This window comes from Streptomyces sp. NPDC001770 (genome assembly GCF_053596135.1).
The window spans coordinates 18,823-42,286 of sequence record NZ_JBSFFN010000041.1; the positions used below are offsets into that span (position 1 = coordinate 18,823).

At 71.1% G+C, this 23,464-nt stretch carries 19 protein-coding genes; 9 read left to right on the plus strand and 10 right to left on the minus strand.

Annotated elements, in window-relative coordinates:
- Positions 1-42: 42 nt before the first annotated feature.
- Entirely contained in the window at positions 43-1,074 is a 1,032-nt protein-coding gene (locus tag ACWCSV_RS29345; protein WP_451147307.1) for a LacI family DNA-binding transcriptional regulator, read from the minus strand.
- Between the two features lie 455 nt (positions 1,075-1,529).
- On the opposite strand from ACWCSV_RS29345, the gene ACWCSV_RS29350 reads away from it, so the two are divergent.
- Together ACWCSV_RS29350 and ACWCSV_RS29355 are read left to right on the plus strand one after the other, a co-directional pair.
- Complete coding sequence (locus ACWCSV_RS29350; protein ID WP_451147309.1) at positions 1,530-2,498, plus strand: glycoside hydrolase family 6 protein; 969 nt, start codon at positions 1,530-1,532, stop codon at positions 2,496-2,498.
- A 160-nt stretch (positions 2,499-2,658) separates the two neighbouring features.
- Positions 2,659-3,951 (plus strand): glycoside hydrolase family 6 protein, encoded by a 1,293-nt coding sequence (locus ACWCSV_RS29355; protein ID WP_451147311.1) that lies wholly within the window; start codon positions 2,659-2,661, stop codon positions 3,949-3,951.
- A 127-nt stretch (positions 3,952-4,078) separates the two neighbouring features.
- On the opposite strand, the gene ACWCSV_RS29360 is transcribed toward ACWCSV_RS29355, so the two are convergent.
- The 5 genes from ACWCSV_RS29360 to ACWCSV_RS29380 form a co-directional block, all read right to left on the minus strand.
- Positions 4,079-5,593 carry an MFS transporter gene (locus tag ACWCSV_RS29360; protein WP_451147313.1) on the minus strand — a complete coding sequence of 505 codons (1,515 nt, stop codon included), beginning with the start codon at positions 5,591-5,593 and terminating at the stop codon, positions 4,079-4,081.
- 548 nt (positions 5,594-6,141) lie between these two features.
- Positions 6,142-6,822 (minus strand): N-acetylmannosamine-6-phosphate 2-epimerase, encoded by a 681-nt coding sequence (locus tag ACWCSV_RS29365; RefSeq protein ID WP_451147315.1) that lies wholly within the window; start codon positions 6,820-6,822, stop codon positions 6,142-6,144.
- The gene (locus tag ACWCSV_RS29370) at positions 6,809-7,771 is read right to left on the minus strand and encodes an ROK family protein (RefSeq protein ID WP_451147317.1); all 963 of its coding nucleotides are present in this window, start codon (positions 7,769-7,771) and stop codon (positions 6,809-6,811) included. The genes ACWCSV_RS29365 and ACWCSV_RS29370 overlap by 14 nt, the downstream gene beginning before the upstream one ends.
- On the minus strand, positions 7,768-8,802 hold the full coding sequence (locus ACWCSV_RS29375; protein WP_451147319.1) for an acetylxylan esterase: 1,035 nt from the start codon (positions 8,800-8,802) through the stop codon (positions 7,768-7,770). Before ACWCSV_RS29375 ends, ACWCSV_RS29370 begins: the two co-directional genes overlap by 4 nt.
- 156 nt (positions 8,803-8,958) lie before the next feature.
- Positions 8,959-9,690, minus strand: a complete 732-nt coding sequence (locus ACWCSV_RS29380) for a FadR/GntR family transcriptional regulator (protein WP_451147367.1) — start codon at positions 9,688-9,690, stop codon at positions 8,959-8,961.
- 173 nt (positions 9,691-9,863) lie between these two features.
- On the opposite strand from ACWCSV_RS29380, the gene ACWCSV_RS29385 reads away from it, so the two are divergent.
- From ACWCSV_RS29385 to ACWCSV_RS29415, 7 genes are all read left to right on the plus strand, one after another.
- The gene (locus tag ACWCSV_RS29385) at positions 9,864-11,459 is read left to right on the plus strand and encodes an ABC transporter substrate-binding protein (RefSeq protein WP_451147321.1); all 1,596 of its coding nucleotides are present in this window, start codon (positions 9,864-9,866) and stop codon (positions 11,457-11,459) included.
- Positions 11,460-11,533: 74 nt separating this feature from the next.
- Entirely contained in the window at positions 11,534-12,484 is a 951-nt protein-coding gene (locus ACWCSV_RS29390) for an ABC transporter permease (protein WP_451147323.1), read from the plus strand.
- A 1-nt stretch (position 12,485) separates the two neighbouring features.
- Positions 12,486-14,453: a dipeptide/oligopeptide/nickel ABC transporter permease/ATP-binding protein gene (locus tag ACWCSV_RS29395; RefSeq protein ID WP_451147325.1), complete on the plus strand. Its 1,968-nt coding sequence runs from the start codon at positions 12,486-12,488 to the stop codon at positions 14,451-14,453.
- Positions 14,450-15,463, plus strand: coding sequence for an ABC transporter ATP-binding protein (locus ACWCSV_RS29400; RefSeq protein ID WP_451147327.1), 1,014 nt, complete (start codon positions 14,450-14,452; stop codon positions 15,461-15,463). The genes ACWCSV_RS29395 and ACWCSV_RS29400 overlap by 4 nt, the downstream gene beginning before the upstream one ends.
- Positions 15,460-16,392 carry a dihydrodipicolinate synthase family protein gene (locus ACWCSV_RS29405; protein ID WP_451147329.1) on the plus strand — a complete coding sequence of 311 codons (933 nt, stop codon included), beginning with the start codon at positions 15,460-15,462 and terminating at the stop codon, positions 16,390-16,392. Before ACWCSV_RS29400 ends, ACWCSV_RS29405 begins: the two co-directional genes overlap by 4 nt.
- A gap of 279 nt (positions 16,393-16,671) precedes the next feature.
- Positions 16,672-18,495 carry an exo-alpha-sialidase gene (locus ACWCSV_RS29410; protein ID WP_451147331.1) on the plus strand — a complete coding sequence of 608 codons (1,824 nt, stop codon included), beginning with the start codon at positions 16,672-16,674 and terminating at the stop codon, positions 18,493-18,495.
- Positions 18,496-18,676: 181 nt separating this feature from the next.
- Complete coding sequence (locus tag ACWCSV_RS29415) at positions 18,677-19,177, plus strand: metallophosphoesterase family protein (RefSeq protein WP_451147369.1); 501 nt, start codon at positions 18,677-18,679, stop codon at positions 19,175-19,177.
- A gap of 156 nt (positions 19,178-19,333) precedes the next feature.
- On the opposite strand, the gene ACWCSV_RS29420 is transcribed toward ACWCSV_RS29415, so the two are convergent.
- The 4 genes from ACWCSV_RS29420 to ACWCSV_RS29435 all read right to left on the minus strand — a co-directional run bounded on the left by ACWCSV_RS29420 (position 19,334) and on the right by ACWCSV_RS29435 (position 23,457).
- Positions 19,334-20,344: an alpha/beta fold hydrolase gene (locus ACWCSV_RS29420; protein ID WP_451147333.1), complete on the minus strand. Its 1,011-nt coding sequence runs from the start codon at positions 20,342-20,344 to the stop codon at positions 19,334-19,336.
- Positions 20,345-20,419: 75 nt separating this feature from the next.
- The gene (locus ACWCSV_RS29425; RefSeq protein ID WP_451147335.1) at positions 20,420-21,208 is read right to left on the minus strand and encodes an SDR family NAD(P)-dependent oxidoreductase; all 789 of its coding nucleotides are present in this window, start codon (positions 21,206-21,208) and stop codon (positions 20,420-20,422) included.
- Positions 21,209-21,328: 120 nt separating this feature from the next.
- On the minus strand, positions 21,329-22,132 hold the full coding sequence (locus ACWCSV_RS29430; RefSeq protein ID WP_451147337.1) for an alpha/beta hydrolase: 804 nt from the start codon (positions 22,130-22,132) through the stop codon (positions 21,329-21,331).
- 224 nt (positions 22,133-22,356) lie between these two features.
- On the minus strand, positions 22,357-23,457 hold the full coding sequence (locus tag ACWCSV_RS29435) for an MBL fold metallo-hydrolase (RefSeq protein WP_451147339.1): 1,101 nt from the start codon (positions 23,455-23,457) through the stop codon (positions 22,357-22,359).
- Positions 23,458-23,464 lie beyond the last annotated feature (7 nt).

Here is a 23,464-nt window from a genome sequence, read left to right on the forward strand (position 1 = left end):
GCGGGGCGGCGCTGTCGCGTCGCCCACGCCCGCGGGCCGTGGTCAGCGCGACGGGCCTGCTCCCGGTGCGGACTCCCGGACCGTCAGCCGGGTCGGAAGGATCAGCGGGTTCGGGTCGTGCCCGTCGATCGCGCTGACCAGCATCCGAGCCATCTCGTGTCCCAGCGCCCTGACCGGCTGGCGCACGGTGGTCAACGGCGGGTTGGCGTGCCGGGCTCCGGCCAGGTCGTCGAAACCGATCACCGAGACGTCCTCGGGCACCCGCCGGCCCCGCCGGCGCAGCGCTTGGAGTGCGCCGATCGCCATTCCGTCCGACGCGGCGAAGACCGCGTCCAACTCCGGATGCGCGTCCAGCAGGCGCTCCATCGCCTCCGCCCCGCCTTCGACCAGGAACGCGCCGGAGGAGACCCCCAGCAACGGAACACCGGCCAGCGTCAGCCCTTCGGTGAAGCCCTGTTCGCGGGTCACCGAGACCAGGCTGTCCACCTGGCCGGTGATCATGACGGGTCTGGTCCGCCCGGTGCGCACGAGGTGATCGGCGGCCAGCCTGGCGCCGCCCCTGTTGTCGGCGTCCACGTACCAGCGCGGCTCCCCGGTCAGGGGCAGACCGCCGAAGACGACCGGCATCCCGGCGTCCTCGGCCAGCCGTCCCAGCGGGTCGTCGCCCCGGAGCGCCATCAGCATGATGCCGTCGGCGCGGCGGGAACGGACCATCTGCCGCAGACGGCCGCGGCCGCGCGGTGAGTTGGCGAGCACCAGGATGAGTTCCAGGTCGGTCTCTTCCAGGGCTGTGCTCACCCCGACGACGACCTCGGCGAAGAACGGATCCGCGAACAGACCGGCCTCGTCACTGGAAGCCGCCAGCACCACGGCCCCGACCCTGTTGCCCGCCAGCGCCCGCGCGGTGGGGTTCGGTACGTAACCCAGCTCGCGAACGGCCCGCTCGACGGCCTCGCGCTTGGCCCGGCTCACGTTCGGGACGTTGTTGACCGCCCGGGAAGCCACGGTGCGCGACACGCCGGCTCGTGCGGCCACCTCGTCGAGGGTCGGCATGCGCCTGGGCGTCGGCTGCATCGGAAGACGTGCTCCTCGGGGGTCTCGCCGGGTTGCTAGGGAGATGATCCCACGCGCCGAGCACGGGTTTCGGCCGCGTCGGGGCCCTGGCGTGCGTGGAAGGTGCTCTCCCGCGTCCGACAGGAAGGCTTTCCTCCGTTTCTGCCGCAGAAGGTGGGAGCGCTTCCAGTATGCAAGCGAGTTCCTGAATGTTGAGGTGAAGAGGGAATCATGTCCGGTCTCTTGACACCTTGAATGGCAGCCAAGACGATACCGGCCAGAACCCAAGGTACTCCGAATGGAACTGGGAGCGCTTCCAGTGGGAGCGCTCCCAACCGATCTGCATGCCCGTCCGTGGTGGACGAGGTCCCGAGCCGCAGGTTTCCCGGGACGTCGGCCATCGCCTGCCCCCCCTGCGCCGCACGCTCAGGACGAGACCGTGCGGCGTCGTCCCCGTCAGGAACCGAGGTACTCCCATGCGTCACCTCCTCCGTGCGATGACCGCAGCGCTGCTGGCCCTGCCGTTGGCCCTCGTCGTCTCTCCGTCCGCCCAGGCGGCCGACCCGACCACGCTCACCAATGGCTTCTACGTCGATCCGAACTCCAGCCCGGCCCTGTGGGCCGCCGCCAACGCGGGTGACGGGCGGGCGCCCGCCATCCGCGACAGCATCGCCGCGAAGCCCATGGCCCGCTGGTTCGGCAACTGGAGCGGCACCATAGGAACCGCCACCGGGGCGTATGCCGGCGCGGCCGACGCCGCGGACAAGCTGCCTGTCCTCGTTGCGTACAACATCCCCAACCGCGACATCTGCGGCGGGCAGTCCGGCGGCGGGGCAGGGTCCGTCGCGGCGTACAACGAGTGGATCGCCGCGTTCGCCGGCGGGATCGGCTCCAGGCCCGCCGTCGTCATCCTCGAGCCGGACTCGCTCGGGGACACCAGCTGCATGACGGCCGCCCAGATCACCGAGCGCAATACCCTGCTCAACAACGCGATCACCCAGTTCAACCAGAAGGCCCCCAACGCCTGGGTCTACCTCGACGCGGGCAACCCGGGCTGGCGCACTGCCACCTCGATGGCCGCGAGCCTGAACGCGGCGGGCCTCAGCCGCACCCGGGGCTTCTCACTGAACGTCTCCAACCACTACACCACCGCGCAGAACATCACCTACGCCAACGCGGTCAACGCGGCCCTGAGCTCGTCCAACGGATACACCAAGCCGTTCGTCGTGGACACCAGCCGCAATGGCAACGGTTCCACCAACGGCGAATGGTGCAACTCCGCGGGCCGCAGGATCGGAACCCCCACCCAGAAGGGCGGCGGCGCGGAGATGCTCCTGTGGATCAAGACCCCCGGCGAGTCCGACGGCAACTGCGGGGTCGGATCCGGCTCCGCGGCAGGCCAGTTCCTCCCCGAGGTCGCCTACAAGATGATCTACGGCTACTGATCTCCCGGTTTCCGGTGGCCCGTTCCTCCCGGCCCCGGAGCCGGCCCGCCCTCATCCCCCGCCCGCCGGCGGAGCCCGCCGGCCGCAATGGCGCCCAGCGGGTTCCCGCCGGCGGCGGGCGGACGTACCACGACCGTTCGTTCCCAGACCAGGAGCCTTCATGCGTTCCCGTACCTTCCGGCGCCGCACAGCCGTCGTCACCGCGGCGCTCACCGCCTGCGCGGCATTCGCCGCCACGGCCGCCCAGGCCGCACCCGCCCCCGCGCAGGACACCGTCACCCCGGCCACGAGGTTCTACGTCGACCCGAACAGCAAGGCGGCCCGGCAGGCCATCGACGACCTGAGGGGAGGAAAGATCCAAGACGGCCTGAACATGGCGAAGTTGGCGAGCTACCCGCAGGCCGCGTGGTTCACGGGGGGCACGCCCGCCGAAGTCCGTACCGACGTGACGAAGCTCGTCCGTGCCGCCGCGCTCAGCCGCCGGGTCCCGGTCCTGGTGGCGTACAACATCCCCGGGCGGGACTGCAGTCTCTACTCCAGCGGCGGGGCGGACTCCTCCGCCGCCTACCGTCAGTGGATCGACGCGTTCGTCCAGGGCATCGGCGGCAAGGAGGCCGTGGTCATCCTGGAACCCGACGGCCTGGCCTCCCTTCCCAAGGACTGCGCGGGGGACGTCGACCCGACGGGAGAACTCAGCACCCGCCGCGTGTCCGACCTCGACTACGCGGTCCGCACCCTCAAGAGCGGCGCGCACACCTCGGTCTACCTGGACGCGGGCAACAGCCAGTGGCGGTCCGTCGGCGACATCACCCAACGGCTCCTGGACGCAGGTGTCGAGAAGAGCGACGGCTTCGTCCTGAACATATCCAACTACCAGCCCACCGATCAGACCTCGCACTACGGAACCTGGATATCCAAGTGCATGTGGTTCGCCACCAAGGGCCCGGAGTGGTCCCGCGGCCACGCCGACTGGTGCGCCGGCCAGTTCTACTCCCCGGCCGCTCCCAACGACGGAACCCCGGGCAACGCCGTCTCCTCCACCGATCCCTCGACGTGGCACTGGACCGACGCCTGGTACGACCAGAACGTGGCCGGCCCTGCCGGCGAGGATCTGGCGCACTTCATGGTCGACACCAGCCGCAACGGCAAGGGCCCGTGGACCCCGCAGCCGGGTGAGTACAGCGGCGACCCCGAGACCTGGTGCAACCCGCCCGGACGGGGTATCGGGCCCCGCCCGACCGCCGACACCGGCGTCCCGCTCGTCGACGCGTACCTGTACGTGAAGACCATCGGGGAGTCCGACGGCAGCTGCACCCGCAACACCGGCGGCACGATCGACCCCGAGTACGGCGTCGTCGACCCGGCCGCCGGAGTCTGGTGGCCCGAGCAGGCACACGAACTCGCCCGCAACGCGGAACCCCGCCTGACGCTGAACCACTGGTCCGGCTTCTGACGGCTCCTGCGGGGGAGGCCGGAAGGAGCATGATGCTCCTTCCGGCGTCTGCCGCACCGGGGACCCGATGCAGCCCCCCGCGTCGAAGGGTTCGACGCGGGGGCAACAGGGCGACGGGTGGCCTCGGCTACGCGGGCGCACCGCCGGGGGCGCTGTCCGGGTTCACGGGGGCGGGGGGCCCGGAGCGGAGCACGAGTCCGCAGATCACCGCGCCCGCGGCGAAGATCGCCCCCGCCCAGGTGAAGGCCACGGTGTAGCTGTGGATCGCCGCGTTCGCCTCGTTGACCGGGGTCGGGGCCCGCCCGACCAGGTAGGCGGTCAGCGCGGAGGCCGCCAGTGAGTTGAGCAGGGACGTGCCGATCGAGCCGCCGATCTGCTGCATCGTCTGCACGGTGGCGGAGGCGACCCCGGCGTCGACCGGCCGTACGCCGGAAGTGGCCGTGTTCATTGAGGGGGCCATGACGGAGCCGATACCGAAACCCACGAGCAGCAGCGGGCCGAGGATGTCGGCGACGTAGGTGCTGTGCAGGGTGATGCCGGTCAGCCAGAACATGCCGCCGCTGGCGATGAGCATCCCGAAGACGGCCAGGACGCGGGGGCCGAACTTCGGGAGCAGCTTGATGTTGGAGGCCGTGGAGGCGCACATCAGCGCGGCCACCATGGGGAGGAACACCAGCCCGGTCCTGACCGGTGAGTAGCGCAGGATCTGCTGCAGGTAGTAGGTCAGGAAGAGGAAGACGCCGAACATGCCGACGCCCACGATGAACACGCCGATGAAGGAGCCGGCCCGGTTCCGGTCCCGCAGGACCCGTAGGGGCAGCAGCGGGCTGGGGGCCCGGGTCTGCCACCAGAAGAATCCTGCGATCAGCACCGCGCCGACCACGAGGAAGCCCCAGGTGCCGGGCGCGCTCCAGGGATGCGATTCGGCTTCGGAGAACCCGTAGACCACGCAGAACAGCCCTGCGGAGATGATGGCGGCGCCGAGAAGGTCCAGTCGGGGCCGTTGCGCGGCTGGTCCCTTGTGGGGGATCAGCATGAGCGCGCCGGTGATCGCGACGACGCTGATGGCGACGTTCACCAGCAGGGTCCAGCGCCAGCTGAGGTATTCGGTCAGCACACCGCCGAGCAGGAGACCGATCGCCGCGCCCGAGCCGGCGATGCCGCCGAAGACGGCGAACGCGGTGCCGCGTTCCTTGGGCTTGGTGTAGGTCGTGGTCAGCAGCGACAGCGCGGCCGGCGCCAGGATCGCCCCGGCCGCGCCCTGCAGCGCGCGGGCGAGGACCAGGACCGCGAAGGAGGGTGCCACGCCGCCGAGGAGCGAAGCCGCGGCGAACGCGGCCAGACCCGTCAGGAAGGTCTTGCGTTGCCCGATCAGGTCGGAGATCCGTCCCGAGAGCAGGAGGAGGCTGCCGAAGGCGAGGGAGTAGGCCGTGATGATCCACTGCCGGGAGCCGTTGGAGAACCCGAGGTCCTCCTGTGCCTGGGGCAGCGCGATGTTCACGATGCTCACGTCGAGCACGATCATCAGCTGGGCCAGGCCGACCACGCCGAGGACCAGCCAATGCCCGGAGGAACGCGCATCGCTCGCCGTCGCCCCACGCCCCTCCCCGGCGGCTGGCCGCGAGTCTTTCGCGTCGGTCATCGGGCCGTCCTCAAGGTGGCGGGGGCAGCTGGTGGGCGGCGCTCGACCGGTGGTGCTGACTCCCCGGAGGCCGTAGGTACCGCCACAGCACAGCCTCACACGACGGTGCCACCGCCGCAGTGTGACGCCGGGGTCAGTCGCCCGGACGGGTTCTGCCCCTGCGGGGCGCCCCGGCCCGAAAGGGTGTCCCGCGTCTCCTGGCGGTGTGCGACGACGGTTGGGGCGCCTCGCGCCACCGTCGGAACGTCCCTGCGTATCCGGTGTGCGGACGTCCCCCGCCCTGCGATGCCGCGTGCCGCCGGCGTGGTGCGGGATGGGTAGGGACTTCCGTCGTTACGCGGTCCGCACCGCGTACGAGCGGCGGTGCCGTCTCAGGCGGAAGGCGCCAACGGGTCGGACAGCGGTAGATCCGGGCGCGACGGCGCAGCCTGCGACGGAGCCCGTCGTCCACGGCGGGTGCGCGGACGTTCCCACGACAGCCACGGAACCCGCCGCGCCGTCGGAACGTCCGCACCCATGCGTGCGGACGTCTCCTCGCCGGAGGGAGCTCATGGCCGCGCGAGCGCGCCGGCGAACCGCGCGGTCAGCGCGGTGGGCGCGGTGATCGCGGTACCGACCACGACGCTGTGGGCGCCGCGGCGGAGCGCCTCGCGGGCCTCTTCGGGCGTGTGCAGCCGCCCCTCCGCGACGACCGGTACGGAGATCACCGCCGCCAGCGACTCCACCAGTTCGAGATCGGGGCCGGGTTGCTGCGGTGACCCCTCCACGTAGCCGGAGAGTGTGGTGGAGACGAAGTCGGCCCCGAGACCGGCCGCGGCGATGCCCTCCGCGAGGGTCGAGACGTCGGCCATCACGAGTGCGCCCGCCGCGTGCACGGCGGTGACCAGTTCGGCGAAGGTCGAGCCGTCGGGACGAGGCCTGTCGGTGGCGTCCGCGGCGACGACGGCCGCGCCCGCCTCCACGAGCGCCAGGGCGTGGCGGACGGTCGGGGTGATGTAGACGCCCGTGTCGCCGTCCTTCCACAGCCCGATCACCGGCAGGTCCACGGCTTCGACGACAGCGGCGACGACCTCCGGCTCGTTGGCGCGGATCGCCGACGCTCCACCGGCGACGGCGGAGCGGGCCAGCCGTACGAGGGAGGAGGTCTCCCGCATGGGGTCGCCGGGGGGCGCCTGGCAGGAGACGATCAGACGTCCCCGGAGCGTGTCGGCCAGATCATGTGCGGTCATCGGTAACTCCTGGGTGATGGAGGGGGAGGGACGTGGTCAGGGCCGCCGCGCCCAGCACGGCGGCGTCATGGCCGAAGAGCGGGGGCTCGGGTACGAGCCGTCCGCGCAGCAGCGGCATCAGTTCGGCGGTGAAGGCGGCGGTGAGGGCCCGGCCGTACGACGTACCGATCCGGGGGACCCCGCCCCCCACGACGACCCGGTCGGGGCCGAGGGCGTTGGCGAGACCGCCGAGGGCCCGGCCGAGAGCCGTCGCGCCGGTGGTGATGGCGTGCAGGGCGGCGCGGTCGCCTTCGGCCGCCCGGGCGGCCACCGTTTCGAGCCGGTCCACCGTCGTGCCGGTGAGCCGTTCGTAGTGGGCGGTGATACCCGGTCCGGACGCGATGACCTCCAGGTGTCCGGTGGTGTCCGCGCCGCAGGTACAGGGGAGCCCGGCGGCCTCCGCGCTGGTCAGGTGGCCCAGGTGGCCGGCCACTCCCGACGCCCCGTTCAGCATCCGCCCGTCGACGGCGATCGCACCGCCCACGCCGGTCCCGACCGCCACGAAGACCAGCGAGCCGTGCGGGTCGCTCAGAGCGGCGAGTTCCGGACCCGCGGTGGCACGTACGTCGTTGTCGCAGGCCACCGGCAATCCCGTACGGTCCGCCAGGCCGGAGCCGAGCCGGGTGCCCGCCCACCCGGTGATCGAGTCGGTGGCGCTGGTGACCATACCCGTGCGGGGATCGACGACCCCGGCGGCGGCGATGCCGAGCGCCCCCGCCAGCCGCCCGGGGTCCACTTCGGCCGCCGCGGCGGCGAGTGCGTCGAGCACGGCGGACGCGCCGTCCCGGGCGGGGGTGGGCCGCGTGTGCCGGGCCAGCACGGTCCCGTCGGCGGCGAAGAGTGCCGCGGCGATCTTCGTACCGCCCAGATCGAGGCCGATGACCGCCGGGCGGGCGGGGGCCGTGTTCACCGGATCCCCGGCAGGCCGGCGCCGCGCTGCCGCCCGGTCCCGCAACGGCCGTCGACGTCCGGCGCACCTTCGAACAGCGTCCGCACCCAAGTGAGCTGGCGGCCGCGATGGTGTTCCGTGCCGCCCTCGTGCCCATTGAACTCGTACACCTCCAGTCGCTTCGGGCCGGCGTAGCGGTTGTAGGCCGTGAAGCAGGTGGAGGGCGGGCAGATCTCGTCCATCATCGCGATCGAGAAGAGGGCCGGTGCGGTCGCCCGTGCGGCGTGGTGGGCCGCGTCGAAGTGCGACAGGGTGTGAAAGACCGACTCGGTCCGGTCGCGGTGGAGACTCAGATAGGAAGCGATCTCCGTATAGGGCGGCAGGGCCGTGATGCGCGCCGCCCGGGGGAAGTTGCAGAGGAAGGGCACGTCCGGCATCACCCCGGCGAGGCCCTCGACCAGTCCGGACACCGCCAGGGCGATGCCGCCGCCCTGGCTTACCCCGGTCACCACGATGCGGGCCGGGTCGATCTCCGGGTGCGCGCGCATCGCCTCCACGCACCGGACGGCGTCGGTGACGATCCGTCGGTAGTAGTAGGTCCCCGGGCTCTCGATGCCCCGCGTCAGGAACCCCGGGACGGTTCCCGCGGCGCCCGCGTCGGTGTCGGCGGTGGCCCCTTCGGCGGCGGACCAGCCCTGTCCGCGGGTGTCCATGACCAGATGGGCGTAGCCGGCGCAGGCCCAGAGGAGGTTCTCGTGAGCCAGCCCGCGGCCGCGTCCGTAGCCCAGGAACTCGATCACGCAGCCCAGCGGGGCGTCGGTCCGCGCGGGCATGCGCAGCCAGCCCCGTACCGGCGTGCCGTCGGAGCCCGGAATGCTGACGTCGTGGACGCGTACCTGGGGAAGCCCCGCGTCCACCTCGGTGAACACCGGCTTCCCGGAGGTGCTCCCGGTGGCCAGGGTGCCGGACCAGAAGGCGTCGAAGCCCTCGGGTTCCGGGAGTTCGGGCCGGTAGGTGAGGCAGTCCTCAAGAGGGAGGTCGACCGACGGCATGGGGTGGGTCCTCCAGATGGTGCAGGTGAGACAGAAGACGTCAGATGTCCTCTGGGTTCACCGGACCTTAGGCAGAAGCGCGGACCTCGTCAAGAGCGGAGAGCCGGGCGCCGCCCTCTCCCGGGCGGGGAGCGGACGGCGATTCCCGAGGATGTGTCAGACCGAGGCGTCCCGACGGGCGCGGGCCTCCGTGATCCGGCGTCTGACCGGGGCGTAGTGGTCCTCGATCGCCTTGAGGAAGGCGGCCGAGTCGCCCGCGCGGGCGGCGTCCACGATGCCTTGGTGCGCCGCGATCGTCGCGGTCTCGTCCGCGTGCGTGAATCCGTCGAGGTGCGGGGCGACGATCACGTACACCTCCCAGAAGGCCATGGAGAGCTGTCCGATGAGGTCGTTGCCGACCGGCGCCACGAGGAGTGCGTGGAAGGACCGGTCCGCCGCGACGAATCCGTGGCCGTCGCCCGCGCCGGTGGCGCGCATGGTCGCGACCAGCCCGTCCAGCGTGTCGAGCTGTTCGGTGGTCAGCGACCCCACGATCCGTTCGGCCATCCCGCGTTCGAACAGTTCCCGCACGTCCACCAGGTCGGCCATCACCTGGAAGTCGTCGTCGGGGGAGAGGAGTCCCCGGAAGGTGAGGCTTTCCACCAGGGCGGAGAGGCTGAGCCGGCCCACGTAAGTGCCGTGACCGTGGCGGACGTCCACGATGTCGAGGGCGTCCAGGATTTTCACCGCCTCGCGCACGCTGGAACGGCTGGCGCCGAGGGCCTCGCACAGGGCGGGCTCGGCGGGCAACGGGTCGCCCGGGCGCAGCCGTTCGTCGAGGATGTAGCGCTTGATCCCGTCCACCACCTCTTGCCGCAACAGCGTGCGACTCGGTCTGGTGCCGGAAATTTCGGGACTCCCCACCTCTTGACCCCTCTCGATTGCCAGGCTACGTTCCCAGGCTATCAAGGCATCGGACATCTGACGTCTTACGCTCTAGTCTCGCTTCATGGACTGGGCCCTCGCGGACGAGCTGCTCCTCTTGCCGTCTCCTCTCCCTCAACGTCCCCCTTGGAGGACCCGTGCCCGAGCTGAGGCCAACAGGCGTCGAGCGCCGCACCTTCCTGCGGTATGCCGGTGTCGTCAGTGCGGCGGCCGCCATCACGGCGAGCGTCTCCGCGTGCGGTGGCCCCTCGTCCACCGGTGACGGCGCGTCGGGATCCGGCGGTGGGACCGGCACCATCGAGGCCGGTCTGTCGTACGCGCTGTCCACCGGGTTCGACCCGATGACCACGTCCGGGGCCACCCCGTACGCGGCCAACATGCACATCTTCGAAGGTCTCGTCGACCTGGACCCGGTGACCCTGGAGGCCAGACCCGCGCTCGCCACCGGGATGCCGCAGAAGATCAACGCCACCACCTACCGTGCCACCCTGCGCGACGGCGCCACCTTCCACGACGGATCGGCCGTGACCGCCGAGGACGTGGTGTTCAGCTTCGAACGCATCCTCGATCCCGACAACGCCTCCCTGATGGCACAGTTCGTGCCGTTCATCGACACGGTCCGTGCGGTCGATGCCAAGACCGTCGAGTTCAAGCTGAAGTACGCGTTCGCCCTCTTCCCCTCCCGCATATCGGTCGCCCGGATCGTGCCGAAGAAGATCGTCGAGGCGGACGTCAAGGGATTCGACGCCAAACCGGTGGGCTCGGGGCCGTACAAGTTCGTCGAGGCGATCCGTGAGGACAAGATCGTCTTCACCCGGCACGCGGCCTACAACGGCTCGCACCCGGCCAAGGCCGAGAAGATGATCTGGCGTCTGATCTCGGATTCCTCCGCCCGGGTCAGCGCCATGCAGTCCGGCCGGGTCCAGGCCATCGAGGACGTGCCCTACATCGACCTCGCGGGCCTCGCCGCCACCACCAGGACCGAGTCCGTGCAGTCCTTCGGTCTGCTCTTCCTCATGTTCAACACCGCCGACAAGCGCTTCGCCGACAAGCGGGTGCGCCAGGCCCTGCACTACGCCCTGGACACCGAGAAGATCATCAAGACCGCGCTGATCGGCAACGCGACGGCCGCGACCGGATACGTCCCCAAGACCCATCCGGACTACCACCCGGCCTCCACGGTCTACACTCACGACCTGGCCAAGGCCAAGAAGCTGCTGGCCGAAGCCGGCGTCGGAAAGCTCGCGTTCACCGTGCTGCTGACGGACACCGGCTGGGTCAAGGACGTCGCCCCCCTCATCAAGGAGAGCTGGGCGGCCGCCGGTATCGACGCCACCCTCTCCATCGCCCAGTCCGCCGCGCAGTACGCCAAGATCGACAGCGGCGACTTCGAGGTGCTCGTGGCACCCGGTGACCCGTCCGTCTTCGGTAACGACGCGGACCTCCTGCTCCGCTGGTTCTACTACGGCTTCTGGCCCGAGAACCGGTACGGCTGGGCCAAGTCGGCCTCGTACAAGGAGGTCAAGCAGCTCCTCGACAAGGCCGCGCAGTCCGCCGACGAGGCTGGCCGCAAGCGTCTGTGGGGCCAGGTCACCGACCTGGTCGCCGAGGAGGCGGCGCTCTACCCGATCTTCCACCGCAAGCTGCCCACCGCCTGGAGCGACAAGGGGCTCTCCGGCTTCGCGCCGCTGCCCACCACGGGCCTGTCCTTCCTGGACGTCGGCCGAGCCTGAACCCCACGTGTCCGGGCCGCGCCCCCACGGGGCGGCCCGGCCACGCTGTCCGTCCAACCGCAAGGAAACCGACGATGGTTGCATTTCTCCGGCTTGCGCTGCGCCGTGTCGCCATGATGCCGGTGATGGTCCTCGGCATCGCGCTGCTGGTCTTCGTGGTGCTGCAGTTCTCGCCGACCGACCCGGCGTACAACGCGCTCGGAGAGAGCGCGTCGCCCGAGGCCCGGGAAGCGTTCTCCGAGGCCAACGGGCTCAACGACCCGCTGCCCGTACGCTACTTCCGCTTCATCGGCCAGCTCCTCCACCTGGACCTCGGGTCCACCGTCCCGCCCAGCCGGCCGGTCGTCGACCGGATCACCGAGGCATTCCCGCTCACCCTGCAACTGACCCTCCTCGGCCTCGTGCTGGCCGTGGTCCTGGCGACGGCGGGCGGGGTCGTGGGGGCGATGTACCGCGACCGCTGGCCCGACCAGCTCTTCCGGCTGCTGTCCATGACGGGCGTGGCCGTCCCTTCCTTCTGGCTCGGGGTACTGCTCATCCAGCAGTTCGCACTGAACAGCCCGGTCTTCCCGACCGGCGGCTACACCAATCCCGCCGACTCGTTCGGCGGCTGGCTCCGGTCCATGGTCCTGCCCGCCGTCTCGCTCGCCGTCCCGGTCGCCGCCTCGCTCGCACGGCTCGTCCGCACCTCCATGGTCGCCGAGCTCGACCGCGACTACGTCCGTACCGCCCGGGGGAACGGGCTCCCGGTCTTCCTGGTGATCCGCTCGGTCCTGCGCAACGCGCTCGTCACCCCGCTCACCGTGCTCGGTGTGAAGGTCGGCTACCTGCTCAGCGGGGCCGTCGTCATCGAAGCGATCTTCGACCTGCCCGGCATGGGCAAGCTCATCCTCGAAGGTGTCACCGGCGGCGACGTCGCGCTGGTCCAGGGCACCGTGCTGACCATCGCCATCGCCTTCCTGGTGGTCAACATCATCGTCGACCTGCTCTATCTGCTGGTCAACCCGCGCATCAGGACGGTGTGACATGTTCACCACGGGCCGTCTGGCCAAGAAGCTCTCCCGACCGGGGATCGCCTTCCGCTCCCTTCCGGTCGCCTCCCGGATCGCCCTCGCCGTGCTCGTCGTGGTCGTACTCGGGGCCGTGCTCGCCCCCTTCCTCACCCAGGACCCCCTGACCACCGGTACGCCCGTGCAGGCCCCCGGCGGCCGGCACTGGTTCGGCACCGACCGCGCCGGCCGCGACGTCTTCGCCCGGGTGGTGCACGGCGCGCGCTACTCCCTGGTCATCGGCCTCGGCGCGACCGCGCTCGCCCTCCTCGCCGGATCCGTCCTCGGCTCGCTCGCGGCGACCTCGCGCAAGTTCGCCGACGAAGCGATCATGCGCACCCTCGACGTGGTGATGTCGTTCCCGCCGATCGCGCTGGCGGCCGTCCTCGTCGCCGTCTTCGGCACGAGCGTCCCGGTCATCATCTTCACCGTCGCCTTCGTCTACAGCCCCTCACTGGCCCGCGTCGTGCGCGCCAACGTCCTCGCGCAGTACGGCGAGGACTACGTGGCGGCCGAGAAGGTCCTCGGCGCGAAGCGCCCCTACATCGTGCTCCGGCACGTCGCCGTCAACTGCATGGCCCCGGTCCTGGTGTTCGCCACCGTCATGGTCGCCGAGGCGATCATCTTCGAGGCGTCCCTCTCCTTCATCGGAGCCGGCGTCCAGGACCCGGACCCCAGTTGGGGCAGCGTTCTCGCCTACGGCCGCCAGATCCTCCTGGCCGGAGGGTGGTGGGCCACCTTCTTCCCCGGCCTCGCCCTCCTCGTCACCGTGCTGGCCCTCAACGTCCTCTCCGAGGGGCTGACCGACGCGTCGGCCGCACCGAAGGCGGGCCGCACCGGCGCCGGGCCCACCGGCACCGCGCAGCCCGATCCCGTCGAGGCGGCCTCCACCGTCGACGTCGACGCCGCGCTCGCAGGGCTGGCCAGGCACGTCGAAGCGACCGAGCCCTCCGTCGTACCGGTGCGGGCGGACGCCGCCGAACTCCTGGTCGTACGCGACCTGGCCATCCGCTTCCCCGACCGCTACGGCGACATCCCGGTCGTCGACCGGCTGAACTTCACCGTACGCGAGGGCGAGACCCTCGGACTCGTCGGCGAATCCGGTTGCGGCAAGTCCATCACCAGCCTCGCCGTCATGGGCCTGCTCGCCCGCAACGCCCAGGTCGACGGCGAGATCCTCTACCGGGGCCGTGACCTCCTCACTCTCTCCCCGAAGGAACGCCGGGCCCTGATGGGACCGGAGATCGCGATGGTCTACCAGGACGCGCTCTCCTCCCTCAACCCCTCCGTGCTCGTCGGCACCCAGCTCAGGCAGCTCACCTCGCGCGGCGGTACGAAAACCCCGGCCGAACTCCTCGAACTGGTCGGGCTCTCACCGGAACGCACCCTGCGCAGCTACCCGCACGAGCTCTCCGGCGGCCAGCGCCAACGCGTCCTCATCGCCATGGCCCTCTCCCGCAGCCCTCGCCTGCTCATCGCCGACGAGCCGACCACGGCGCTCGACGTCACCGTCCAGGCGCAGGTCGTCGAACTCCTGGTCAAGCTGCGCGACGAGCTCGGCTTCGCCATGGTTCTGGTCTCGCACGACCTCGCCCTGGTCGGCGACCTCTCCCACCGCGTCGCCGTCATGTACGCCGGCCGCCTGGCCGAAGTGGGCCGCACCCGGGCGGTGCTGACCGACCCCGCCCACCACTACAGCCGCGGCCTGCTCGGCTCCGTCGTCTCGCTCGAAGCCGGTGCCGACCGGCTGCACCAGATCCGCGGAGTCGTCCCCGCACCCCAGGGCTTCGGCGCCGGCTGCCGGTTCGCCGGGCGCTGCCCGGCGGCGACCGGTCTCTGCCGCACCACCCCGCCGGAACTCACCGGGCGCGGCGCCACGCAGGACCACGGCTTCGCCTGCCACCACCCGGCCATGGCCGCAGAACTGGAAGGAAGCGCCCTGTGATCAGGCTCGACGGCGTCCACGTACGCCACAAGGCGCGCAGTGGAGGCCTTTTCGGCAAGGACGCCGTGCACGCCCTCACCGACGTCTCGGTCGAGGTGGCGCGCGGCGAGATCCTCGGCCTGGTGGGGGAGTCCGGCTGCGGCAAGTCGACCATGGCCAGGGTCCTCACCGGGCTGCAGAAGCCCACCGAGGGCGAGGTCCTCTTTCACGGCCGCGATCTGTGGGAGATCCCCGCGGCCGAACGCCGGGACCGTTTCGGCTCCTCGGTCGGAGTCGTCTTCCAGGACCCGTCGACCGCGCTCAACCCCCGGCTGACGGTCCGCCGGATCCTGCGCGACCCTCTGGACGTGCACCGGCGGGGGACCCGGGCGGAACGCGAGTCGCGGGTGGAGGAGCTGCTCGACCTCGTCGGCCTTCCCGGGCACACCCTCGCCGCCCTTCCCGGACAGCTCTCGGGCGGTCAGCGGCAGCGCGTCGCCATCGCGCGGGCGCTGGCCCTGGAACCGGATCTCATCGTCGCTGACGAACCGACCTCCGCACTCGACGTCTCGGTGCGCGCCCAGGTCCTCAATCTCCTCGTGGACCTGCGCGAACGCCTCGGCCTCGGCATGGTGTTCATCTCGCACGACATCCAGACGGTGCGCTACCTCGCCGACCGCATCGCGGTCCTCTACCTCGGCCGCGTCGTCGAAGAGGGACCGGCCGAGCGCGTCGCGCGCGCCCCGCGTCACCCGTACACCGAGGCGCTGCTCTCCGCGACCCCCAGTCTCCTGGAGCACACCGAGCGCATCGTGCTGACCGGCCCGGTGCCCTCGGCCACCAATCCGCCGACCGGATGCCCGTTCCGGACCCGCTGCTGGAAGGCCGACGACGACTGCGCCGCCGTCTTTCCCGCACCGGTACAGGACCCGGCTGCCGGCGCCCACCGCTGGCACTGCGTCCACCCTCAGCCCGCCCGACCGTCCGACGGGGACCCCACCCCGCGGACGCCTGCAAGGAGCACCGCATGAGCACGTCCACCGCCCCGTACACCGGAGTGATCCCTCCCGTCGTCACCCCGCTCACCGACGGGGGAGAGGTCGACCGGGCGTCCCTGGAGAACGTCGTGAACCGGCTGCTCCAGGCGGGCGTCAACGGACTTTTCGCGCTGGGGAGTTCAGGTGAGACCGCCTACCTGACGCCCACTCAGCAGAACGAGGTCACCGAGGTGATCACGTCCACGGCGGCAGGTCAGGTGCCGGTGATCGTCGGCGCCATCGAGACGACCACCAACCGCGCGATCGAGCGGGCCCGCGCGGTCGCCGCCCTCGGTGCCGACGCAGTCGTGGCGACCGCCCCGTTCTACACCCGTACGCACCACACCGAGATCGACCGGCACTTCAGGGACATCGCCGCAGCCGTGGACCTCCCGCTGCTCGCGTACGACGTTCCGGTGTGCGTCCACAGCAAGCTGACCCCGGAACTGCTGCTGCCGCTCGCCTCCGACGGTGTGCTCGCCGGCGTGAAGGACTCCAGCGGGGACGACGGTTCCTTCCGCATCCTGGCCAACGAGACGCGGGGGCTGCCCGGGTTCTCCCTGCTGACCGGCCACGAGCTGGTGGTGGACGCCATGATGCTCTGCGGCGCGCACGGCTCGGTGCCCGGCCTCGGCAACGTCGACCCGCACGGCTACGTCCGGCTGCACGAGGCCGCGGTACGGGGCGACTGGGCCGCCGCCAAGGCGGAGCAGGACCGGCTCGTATCGCTGTTCGGGATCGTCGGGGCGGCGGATCCCGCCACGGCGTCCGCGACCGCGGCCGGGCTGGGCGCCTTCAAGACCGCGCTCGCGCTGCTCGGTGTCATCGCGACGAACGTGGTGAGCCCGCCGATGCGCCCCCTGGACACGGCGGAGCGGGCCAGGATCGCCGCCCATCTGGAGCGCGCGGGCCTGCTGGGCTGACGAGGCACCCGCACAGGGCCGGCCCGGCAGGGCGGTCCGTCGCTGCCGCCGTCGTCGGAGTCCTTCCGGCGGCGGCAGTTCGGCATGCCTGCCGCGCTTCCCTGGAACGAACCGTCAAAACACTGGGCGGCGCGCGTTGTCGGAGCGCTGCGAGCGCGCGCCGGCGCCACCTGTTGACGCGGGGAGGGCGCGCTCCTACTGTCTCCCAACACATGACGTCTGATGTCTGTTGTCAGGTGTCCACGGAGGAAATTCCCTCAGGCAAGGAGAGCGGACAACGTGTTCACGCATTCCATGTCCCGCCCGGTGCGGCGCCCCTGGGCGTTTGCCGTGCTGGCCCTCGTCACCGCGTTCGCCGCGGTCCTGCTCGCACCCGTCCACGCCCGGGCCGCCGCGAGCGGGCAGTCGGCCGTGGCCGACCAGGACTGCACCAGCAGCAGAATCAGAATTACCCTGGTCAACGAAACGTCGGCGGCGACGACCTTCACCGCGACCTGGACGGGAGTCGGGACCTACACCCGCGCCGTGAGCGCGGGCGACCGTACCGACCTCTTCTTCACCAAGGCCGACGGCACGGCGTACTCCTTCGTCGTCACCACTCCCGAGGGTCTCCACACGTCCCTCAGCGGCACGCTCGACTGCAGCACCGCACTGGGTGCGCAGGTCAGCATGGACTGTCCGCGCAACGCCGACGGCTCCCCGCCCTCGACCCACAAGCTGAGGCTGACCCTGGTCAACCGGTCGGCGGGTCCGCGGACCTTCACGGTCGGCTGGCCAGGCCGCTCCGCGTCGCCGTGGACCGTGACGGTGCCCGCCGGCTCCTCGGACGCGTCGCTGTTCTGGACCGTGGGCAACGGCACGGCCTACACCCTCACGGCCACATCCACCGGATTCGCCCGCACCGAGAGCGGCACGGCGACCTGCGGCCTGGCCGCCGGGACCCCGGGCATGAACACCCAGGCCCTGTTCACCGTCACGGACCCCATCGACGGCATCAACACCCTCAACGCGCACGGTGATTACGAGGAGGTGACGAGGACCGTCGCTTCGGTCCGCATCCCCGCGATGGCCGTCTCGAACACCGGCACCATCGTCGCCATGGCCGACGCGAGGGTCTCCAGCGCGGCTGACCTCGGCGGCAGTAGCAACGACATCCAGGTCGCGATGCGCCGCAGCACCGACGGTGGCGCCACCTGGACCAAGGCCGAGATCGTCCAGCACGCCGCCACCACCACGGAGGGCTACGGGGACGTGAGCCTCCTGGTCGACCGCTCGGTGGGCACCGACGGCAGGATCTTCGCCTTCCTCAACTACTCCCCGGCACCCGGCATCGGCTACTACGGATCCTCCGCCGGTTCCAACTCCTCGACCGACACCACCTCGATGCACATCCGCACCATCACCTCGACCGACGGCGGCGCGACCTGGTCCGCCCCCGTCGATATCAACCCGCAGGTGAAGGAAGTGGGGTGGAGCGGCATGTTCGCGTCGTCCGGACATGGGATCCAGCTGGCCGGCGGGCGTCTCGTCCAGCCGATCGTCTATCGCGAGAACGGCGTCGACCACGCCGCCAACATCTACTCCGACGACCACGGAGCCACCTGGAAGGCCGGTGCGCCGGCGGCCACCGGCGTGAACGAGAGCAAGGTGCTCCAGCGCGGCTCCGGCAAGGTGGTCCAGAACATGCGGTCCAACAGCGGGGGCAACCGCTGGTACGCGACGGCGAGCGACGTCGGCGCGTCCGACGTGGCGAGCGCCTTCGGCACGCCCTGGAACTCGGGGATGATCGACCCGGGGTGCAACGCCGACGAGATCTCCTACCTCTCACCCACCGATGTCGACTCCAGCGGCTACCCGGCCACCACCGACGTCTCGCTGTACAGCGGCAACCCGTCCGCCGGCAGCCGCAGCGAACTGACCGTGCAGGTCAGTGAGGACGACGGGGCGAGCCGGCGGCACCGGGTCCTGATCAAATCGGGGGCTGCCGGCTACTCGACCATGGCGGTACTCGCGGGGGGAGCCATCGGAAACCTGTACGAGATCGGTGCGACCGGCGGGATCGTCTTCACCGGCTTCTCCCTCGCCTGGGCCACGCAGACCTGAGCGGCGGTGTGCCGGCAGGTCACTGGGTGAACGGCCGCTCAGCGGCGGCCGGACCGCGTTCCGCGGCCGGCCGCCGTGCCCCTCTCTGGGAGGATCAGCACCGGTCCCCACGACCGGAGAACCGAGAAGAGAGGGCGGCTGGATGGACCAGGAAACGACCGGGGCGGCGACGGACGTTCCCGTGCGGCTGCTACTGATCTCGGACACCCATGTGCCCCTGCGCGCCAAGCGGCTCCCCGACGAACTGCTCCGTGAGGCGGAGCGGGCGGATGCCGTGCTCCATGCCGGGGACTGGGTGGACGTGGCCACGCTGGACCTGCTGGAGGCGCGCGCGCGGCGTCTGGTCGGGGTGTACGGCAACAACGACGGAGCGGAACTGCGGGCCCGGCTGCCCGAAACGGCCCGCGTCCGGCTGGGGGGTCTGCGGTTCGGCGTCGTCCACGAGACGGGATCGGCTACCGGCCGTGAGGCGCGCTGCGCCGCGCTCCACCCCGACCTGGACGTGCTGGTCTTCGGCCACAGCCACATTCCCTGGGACACCCTGGCACCCGGAGGGCTGCGCCTGCTGAACCCGGGGTCGCCGACGGACCGCAGACGACAGCCGTACCGCACGTACATGACGTGCACGGTGGCGGACGGGGTCCTCGGAGAGGTCGTCCTGCACCGGCTGCCCCGGCGCTGACCGCTCGCTCCGTTCCGGAGGGCGACGTGGACGACCCCGCTCCTCAGGCGTTCGCCTCCGGCGTCCGGGAAGGTCCGCACGCCTGATTCCCACTGCGGGAAGGCGCCCGCCTCGGAGTGCCCGTCCGCGTCGCGCCGTCGCCGGGACAGGGTGCGATCACGACGTGCGCCCGAGGAAGGAGAGCAGGAGTGCGGTCGTCTCCCCGGGGTGCTCCTCGTAGATCCAGTGGCCGGAGTCGGGAACGACGACACCGGTGACCTTCTTCGCGTACCGGCGGACCTGGTCGGGTACGGCCTCGCCGAGGCTGCCCGAGGCGCCGATCGCCAGGACCGGCATGGTCAGCTTCGTGCGCCGGTTGACGGCGTTGTCCTCGACGTCCTGGGGGAAGGCCCGGAACCACTTGAAGCTCGCCGACAGGTGGGCCGGGTCCTTCAGGGCATCCGCGAACACGGCGATGTCGTCGTCGGTGACGGAGCCCTTGCGGACTTCGAGGGAGTCGACGAACCCGCCCACCCACTCCTCTTCGCGGCCGGTCACGACCTTTTCGGGAAGGCCGTTGGCGAGGGAGAAGAAGCCGAAGTTCCAGGCGGCCGGACCGGCGGCGGTCAGGGACGGGAATTCGTAGAGGCTCTTGTCCGGGATCGGGGCCTCGCTGAGAACCAGCTTCTTCACGTCGCGGGGGTGCGCGGCGGCGTAGGAGTAGGCGACCATCGAGCCGATGTCGTGGCCGACCAGCCGGATGTCGTCGGCGTGCCCGATCCCGCGGAGCAGTGTGTGGACGGCTGCGGCCATCGACTTCTTGTCGTAGCCGCCGGCCGGGGCGTCGCTCTTGCCGGCGCCGGGCAGGCTGGGCGCGATGACGGTGTAGTGCTGGGAGAGCGCTGGCAGGAGGGCGCGCCATTCGTACCAGGTCTCCGGGTAGCCGTGGAGCAGGACGAGGGTCGGACCGTGGCCGCCGATCACGTAGTCGAGGCCGACGGCCTTGTGCTCGGTGAACCCGGCGGGTACCAGGGGAGCGGCGGACCGGGACGCGGTCGTCGCGGTCCCGGTGTGCGGGGTCGCGGCGGAGACGGTGGCGGCGGAGAGGGTGGTGCTGAGGCCGAATGCCGCGGCGATCGCGAGCGGTGCCAGGACACGTGGCCGGAAGAAGGCATGACGGTGCTTCACAGGTGCTCCAGTCGGGGGGAGGCGTGGCTGTAGCGATGAGAGAGCTTGCGGCCGGGGCCGGGGCCGGGGCCGGGGTCACAGGGTGCTGACGAGACCGCCGTCGATGACGAAGTCGGACCCGGTGATGTTCGCGGCCCGGTCGCCGGCCAGGAACACGACGAGGTCGGCGACCTCGTCGGGGCGGGTGAACCGGCCGGTGGCGGCGTCGGCGGCGGCCTGCTCGGCCACGGCGTCGGCGGAGCCGCCGGTGGCGGCGGCCACCGTCGCGGCGACTCCGTCGCGCGCCAGCCACAGGCCGGTGGTGACGGGGCCGGGGCTCACGGTGTTGACGCGGACGCCCCGCGGACCCACCTCTTTGGACAGGGACTTGCAGAAGTTCGACAGTGCGGCCTTCGACGCGCTGTAGTCGATCACGAGCGGGTCGGGCAGGAACGCGTTGACGGAGCTGACCGTCACGATGCTCCCCGCTCCGCGCTCCAGCAGGTGGGGGAGCGCGGCCCGGGTGGTGCGTACGGGGACCAGGAGGTTGACGGACAGCGTCGCGGCCCAGTCGTCGTCGGTCACCGCGAGGAAGCCGTCGGTGCGGGGCCGGACGGCACCCACGTTGTTCACCAGGATGTCCAGGCCGCCGTAGGCGAAGGCCGCGGCGGTGATCAGCTCGGCCGGTCCTTCCGGGGAGGTCAGGTCCACCGCGACCGTGAGGACGTCGCCCTCGGCGGCCAGCGCCCGCAGCTCGGGGGTGATCTCCCGCGAACCGGTCACGACCCGTGCACCCTCGCGTACGAGTGCTCCGGCCACGGCGAGCCCGATGCCTCGGCTCGCGCCGGTGACGACCGCGGTCCTGCCGGTCAGCTGCAGATCCATGCCAGGGCCCTTCGACGGTGACGGTGCCGGTGCTGGTGCGGCCGGTGGAATGCGGTGGGTGGGAAGCGCCGTTCGACGAAGGCTTCGTCCGGCGGAGTCGTCCTTCATCGGAAGCGTCGCTCAGAGGGAGTGCCGCCGCAGCCAGGCCAGTGCGGTGTCGGCGACCTCGCGCCAGCCGCCGTCGATCGTCAGCGAGTGTCCGCGGTCGGGGAAGTCGGTGATGTCGGTGACGGCGTCGGAGTGCCGGTACTGCTTGAGGGTGGCCCGGACGACGGCCTCCGGCACCGTGTGGTCCTTGCCGCCGGTCATCAGCAGCAGCGGTCCGCGCGAGCCGTTGGCGGTGTCGACCTTGGCCGCCGAGTGCGGGTTGAAGTTGGCTGCGGCGGCCTCGAACAGGGGCTTGCCCGGGGCCGGGATCGCCCATCGCTCGAACAGCTCCACGGACTCCTCCTCGGACACGGCATTGCCGAACGCGAAGCGGAACTGGTCGGCCGTGAGGGAGACCGCGCGGTGCTTGTTGCCAGGGTTCTTGAACACCGGCAGCGTAGCGCGCAGCGCGGACAGCGGCAGCGGGAGAACTCCCTTGATCTGGGCGGCGTCGATCGCGACGGCGGCTGCCGCCAGGTTCTGCCCGAGGAGCTTCTGCGCGACCATGCCGCCGAACGAGTGCCCGATCACGATGGGCGGGGCCGGCAGCTCCCGGATGATCGCCGCGTAGTGGTTCACCACCTCGTCGATGCCGTGGTCGGCGATGCTCTCGGGGTTGGCGCGGGCCTCCTCGACGGTGCCGGGGTCGCCGGGCCAGCCCGGCGCGACCGGGGCGTAACCCTCCCGCTGGAACAGGTCGATCCAGGGGGCCCACGAGGTGGCGTGCAGCCACAGGCCATGGATGAAGACGACGGGGACGGGGATCGGTGGTGTCATGACGACCTCTCGGTGCGGTGGATGCGGTGGGCGCGGTGGGTGCGGCGATGTGCTCGGTACGGCCGGGCGTCCGGCGCCGGGTCAGCACACCACGGGGGCGGAGGCGTTCGTACCGGGGAAAGACCCCAGTGCGTCCGTGCGTAATCGGGGGACTCCGGAGTGGGGCCGGGGTGACGTGCCTGCTCGCGCGTCCGTTCCCACCCACCCCGTCCCCCGGAGCCCGGCTACGGACGGGTGCCGAAGGGGCCCAGGAGCCCGGCGTCGATCCGCAGCGATTCGAGCATGGTGGCCGCGTTGTCGAGGGTGAAGACGTCGGCCGCGGCGAGGACACCGGTGTACTTGGCGATCACCGGACCGGCCGCCTGCTGAGCGACGGCGTCCAGGTAGGTCTTGAAGATCGCCCAGGAGTTCCCGGAGGGGCCGTACTTCTGGAAGAAGGGCGTCGGGTCCAGGGACATCGCGGCCTTCACGCTCTCGGTGAGGTCGGCGATGTACCGCTTCTGCACGTCGCCGTCGGCGCGCACCCCGAGCCGGCCGAGGTGTCCGCCGACCAGGGTCGTCCAGGGGTAGCTCATGGCCGTGTCCTGGGCCTTCACCCAGGCGGGTATGTCCTGTGAGACGGCCAGGTTCTTGAACGGCACCCAGCCGGGATAGAGGACGTCCACCACCATCAGCGTCGCGTGGTCGGGCGCGTGGACGAAGATGTTGTCCGGGGAGTGGTTGGGGCCGTGGTGGGCGAGCTCCAGACGTTCCCCGCCGACGCGCAGCTCGAAGTGGTCGTCGAAGGTCACGGTCGGGAGCGGCCGGTTGGGGTCGGCATCCAGCCGGAGCAGCCGGCGGGTCTCGGTGTGCGCGACGCGCACGACGTCCTTGCCGAAGAGGCCGGCGGAGCCGATGTGGTCGGCGTGGCTGTGGGTGTACACCAGGTGGGTGACCTTCGGCGGCCGGCCGTTGGCCCGGGTGACCTCGGCGATGGCGCGCAGCAGGTTGTTCCCGATGGTCGGCGGCGCGTCGACGAGCACCACCCCTTCACGGGTGCTCAGGAACATCGCCTGGTAGTAGGCGTCGGTCACCCAGTACAAGTTGCCCTTGATACGGCCGACGAAGTAGCCCAGCTCGTTGAGCCCGGGACCGGTCGAGGCGGTGGGGACCGGGGCGAAGTCGGGGAGATCCGTCGAAGCGGTGGTGGCGCCGGCGGCGTGTGCCGTGCCCGGCAGGGCCTCACCGACGAGGACGGCCGCGGTCGGGACCGCCAGCGCGGCCGTCGCGGTTCTGAGGAACGCGCGGCGGTTCGCGGTCGTGGCGGGGCGGGGTTCCGGTGTCATGGGTCGG

Excerpts from the sequence above, each read along its gene's own strand:
- ACWCSV_RS29345 (WP_451147307.1), bottom strand. The coding sequence starts at position 1,074 with ATGCAGCCGACGCCCAGGCGCATGCCGACCCTCGACGAGGTGGCCGCA.
- ACWCSV_RS29350 (WP_451147309.1), top strand. The coding sequence starts at position 1,530 with ATGCGTCACCTCCTCCGTGCGATGACCGCAGCGCTGCTGGCCCTGCCG.
- ACWCSV_RS29355 (WP_451147311.1), top strand. The coding sequence starts at position 2,659 with ATGCGTTCCCGTACCTTCCGGCGCCGCACAGCCGTCGTCACCGCGGCG.
- ACWCSV_RS29360 (WP_451147313.1), bottom strand. The coding sequence starts at position 5,593 with ATGACCGACGCGAAAGACTCGCGGCCAGCCGCCGGGGAGGGGCGTGGG.
- ACWCSV_RS29365 (WP_451147315.1), bottom strand. The coding sequence starts at position 6,822 with ATGACCGCACATGATCTGGCCGACACGCTCCGGGGACGTCTGATCGTC.
- ACWCSV_RS29375 (WP_451147319.1), bottom strand. The coding sequence starts at position 8,802 with ATGCCGTCGGTCGACCTCCCTCTTGAGGACTGCCTCACCTACCGGCCC.
- ACWCSV_RS29390 (WP_451147323.1), top strand. The coding sequence starts at position 11,534 with ATGGTTGCATTTCTCCGGCTTGCGCTGCGCCGTGTCGCCATGATGCCG.
- ACWCSV_RS29395 (WP_451147325.1), top strand. The coding sequence starts at position 12,486 with ATGTTCACCACGGGCCGTCTGGCCAAGAAGCTCTCCCGACCGGGGATC.
- ACWCSV_RS29405 (WP_451147329.1), top strand. The coding sequence starts at position 15,460 with ATGAGCACGTCCACCGCCCCGTACACCGGAGTGATCCCTCCCGTCGTC.
- ACWCSV_RS29425 (WP_451147335.1), bottom strand. The coding sequence starts at position 21,208 with ATGGATCTGCAGCTGACCGGCAGGACCGCGGTCGTCACCGGCGCGAGC.
- ACWCSV_RS29430 (WP_451147337.1), bottom strand. The coding sequence starts at position 22,132 with ATGACACCACCGATCCCCGTCCCCGTCGTCTTCATCCATGGCCTGTGG.
- ACWCSV_RS29435 (WP_451147339.1), bottom strand. The coding sequence starts at position 23,457 with ATGACACCGGAACCCCGCCCCGCCACGACCGCGAACCGCCGCGCGTTC.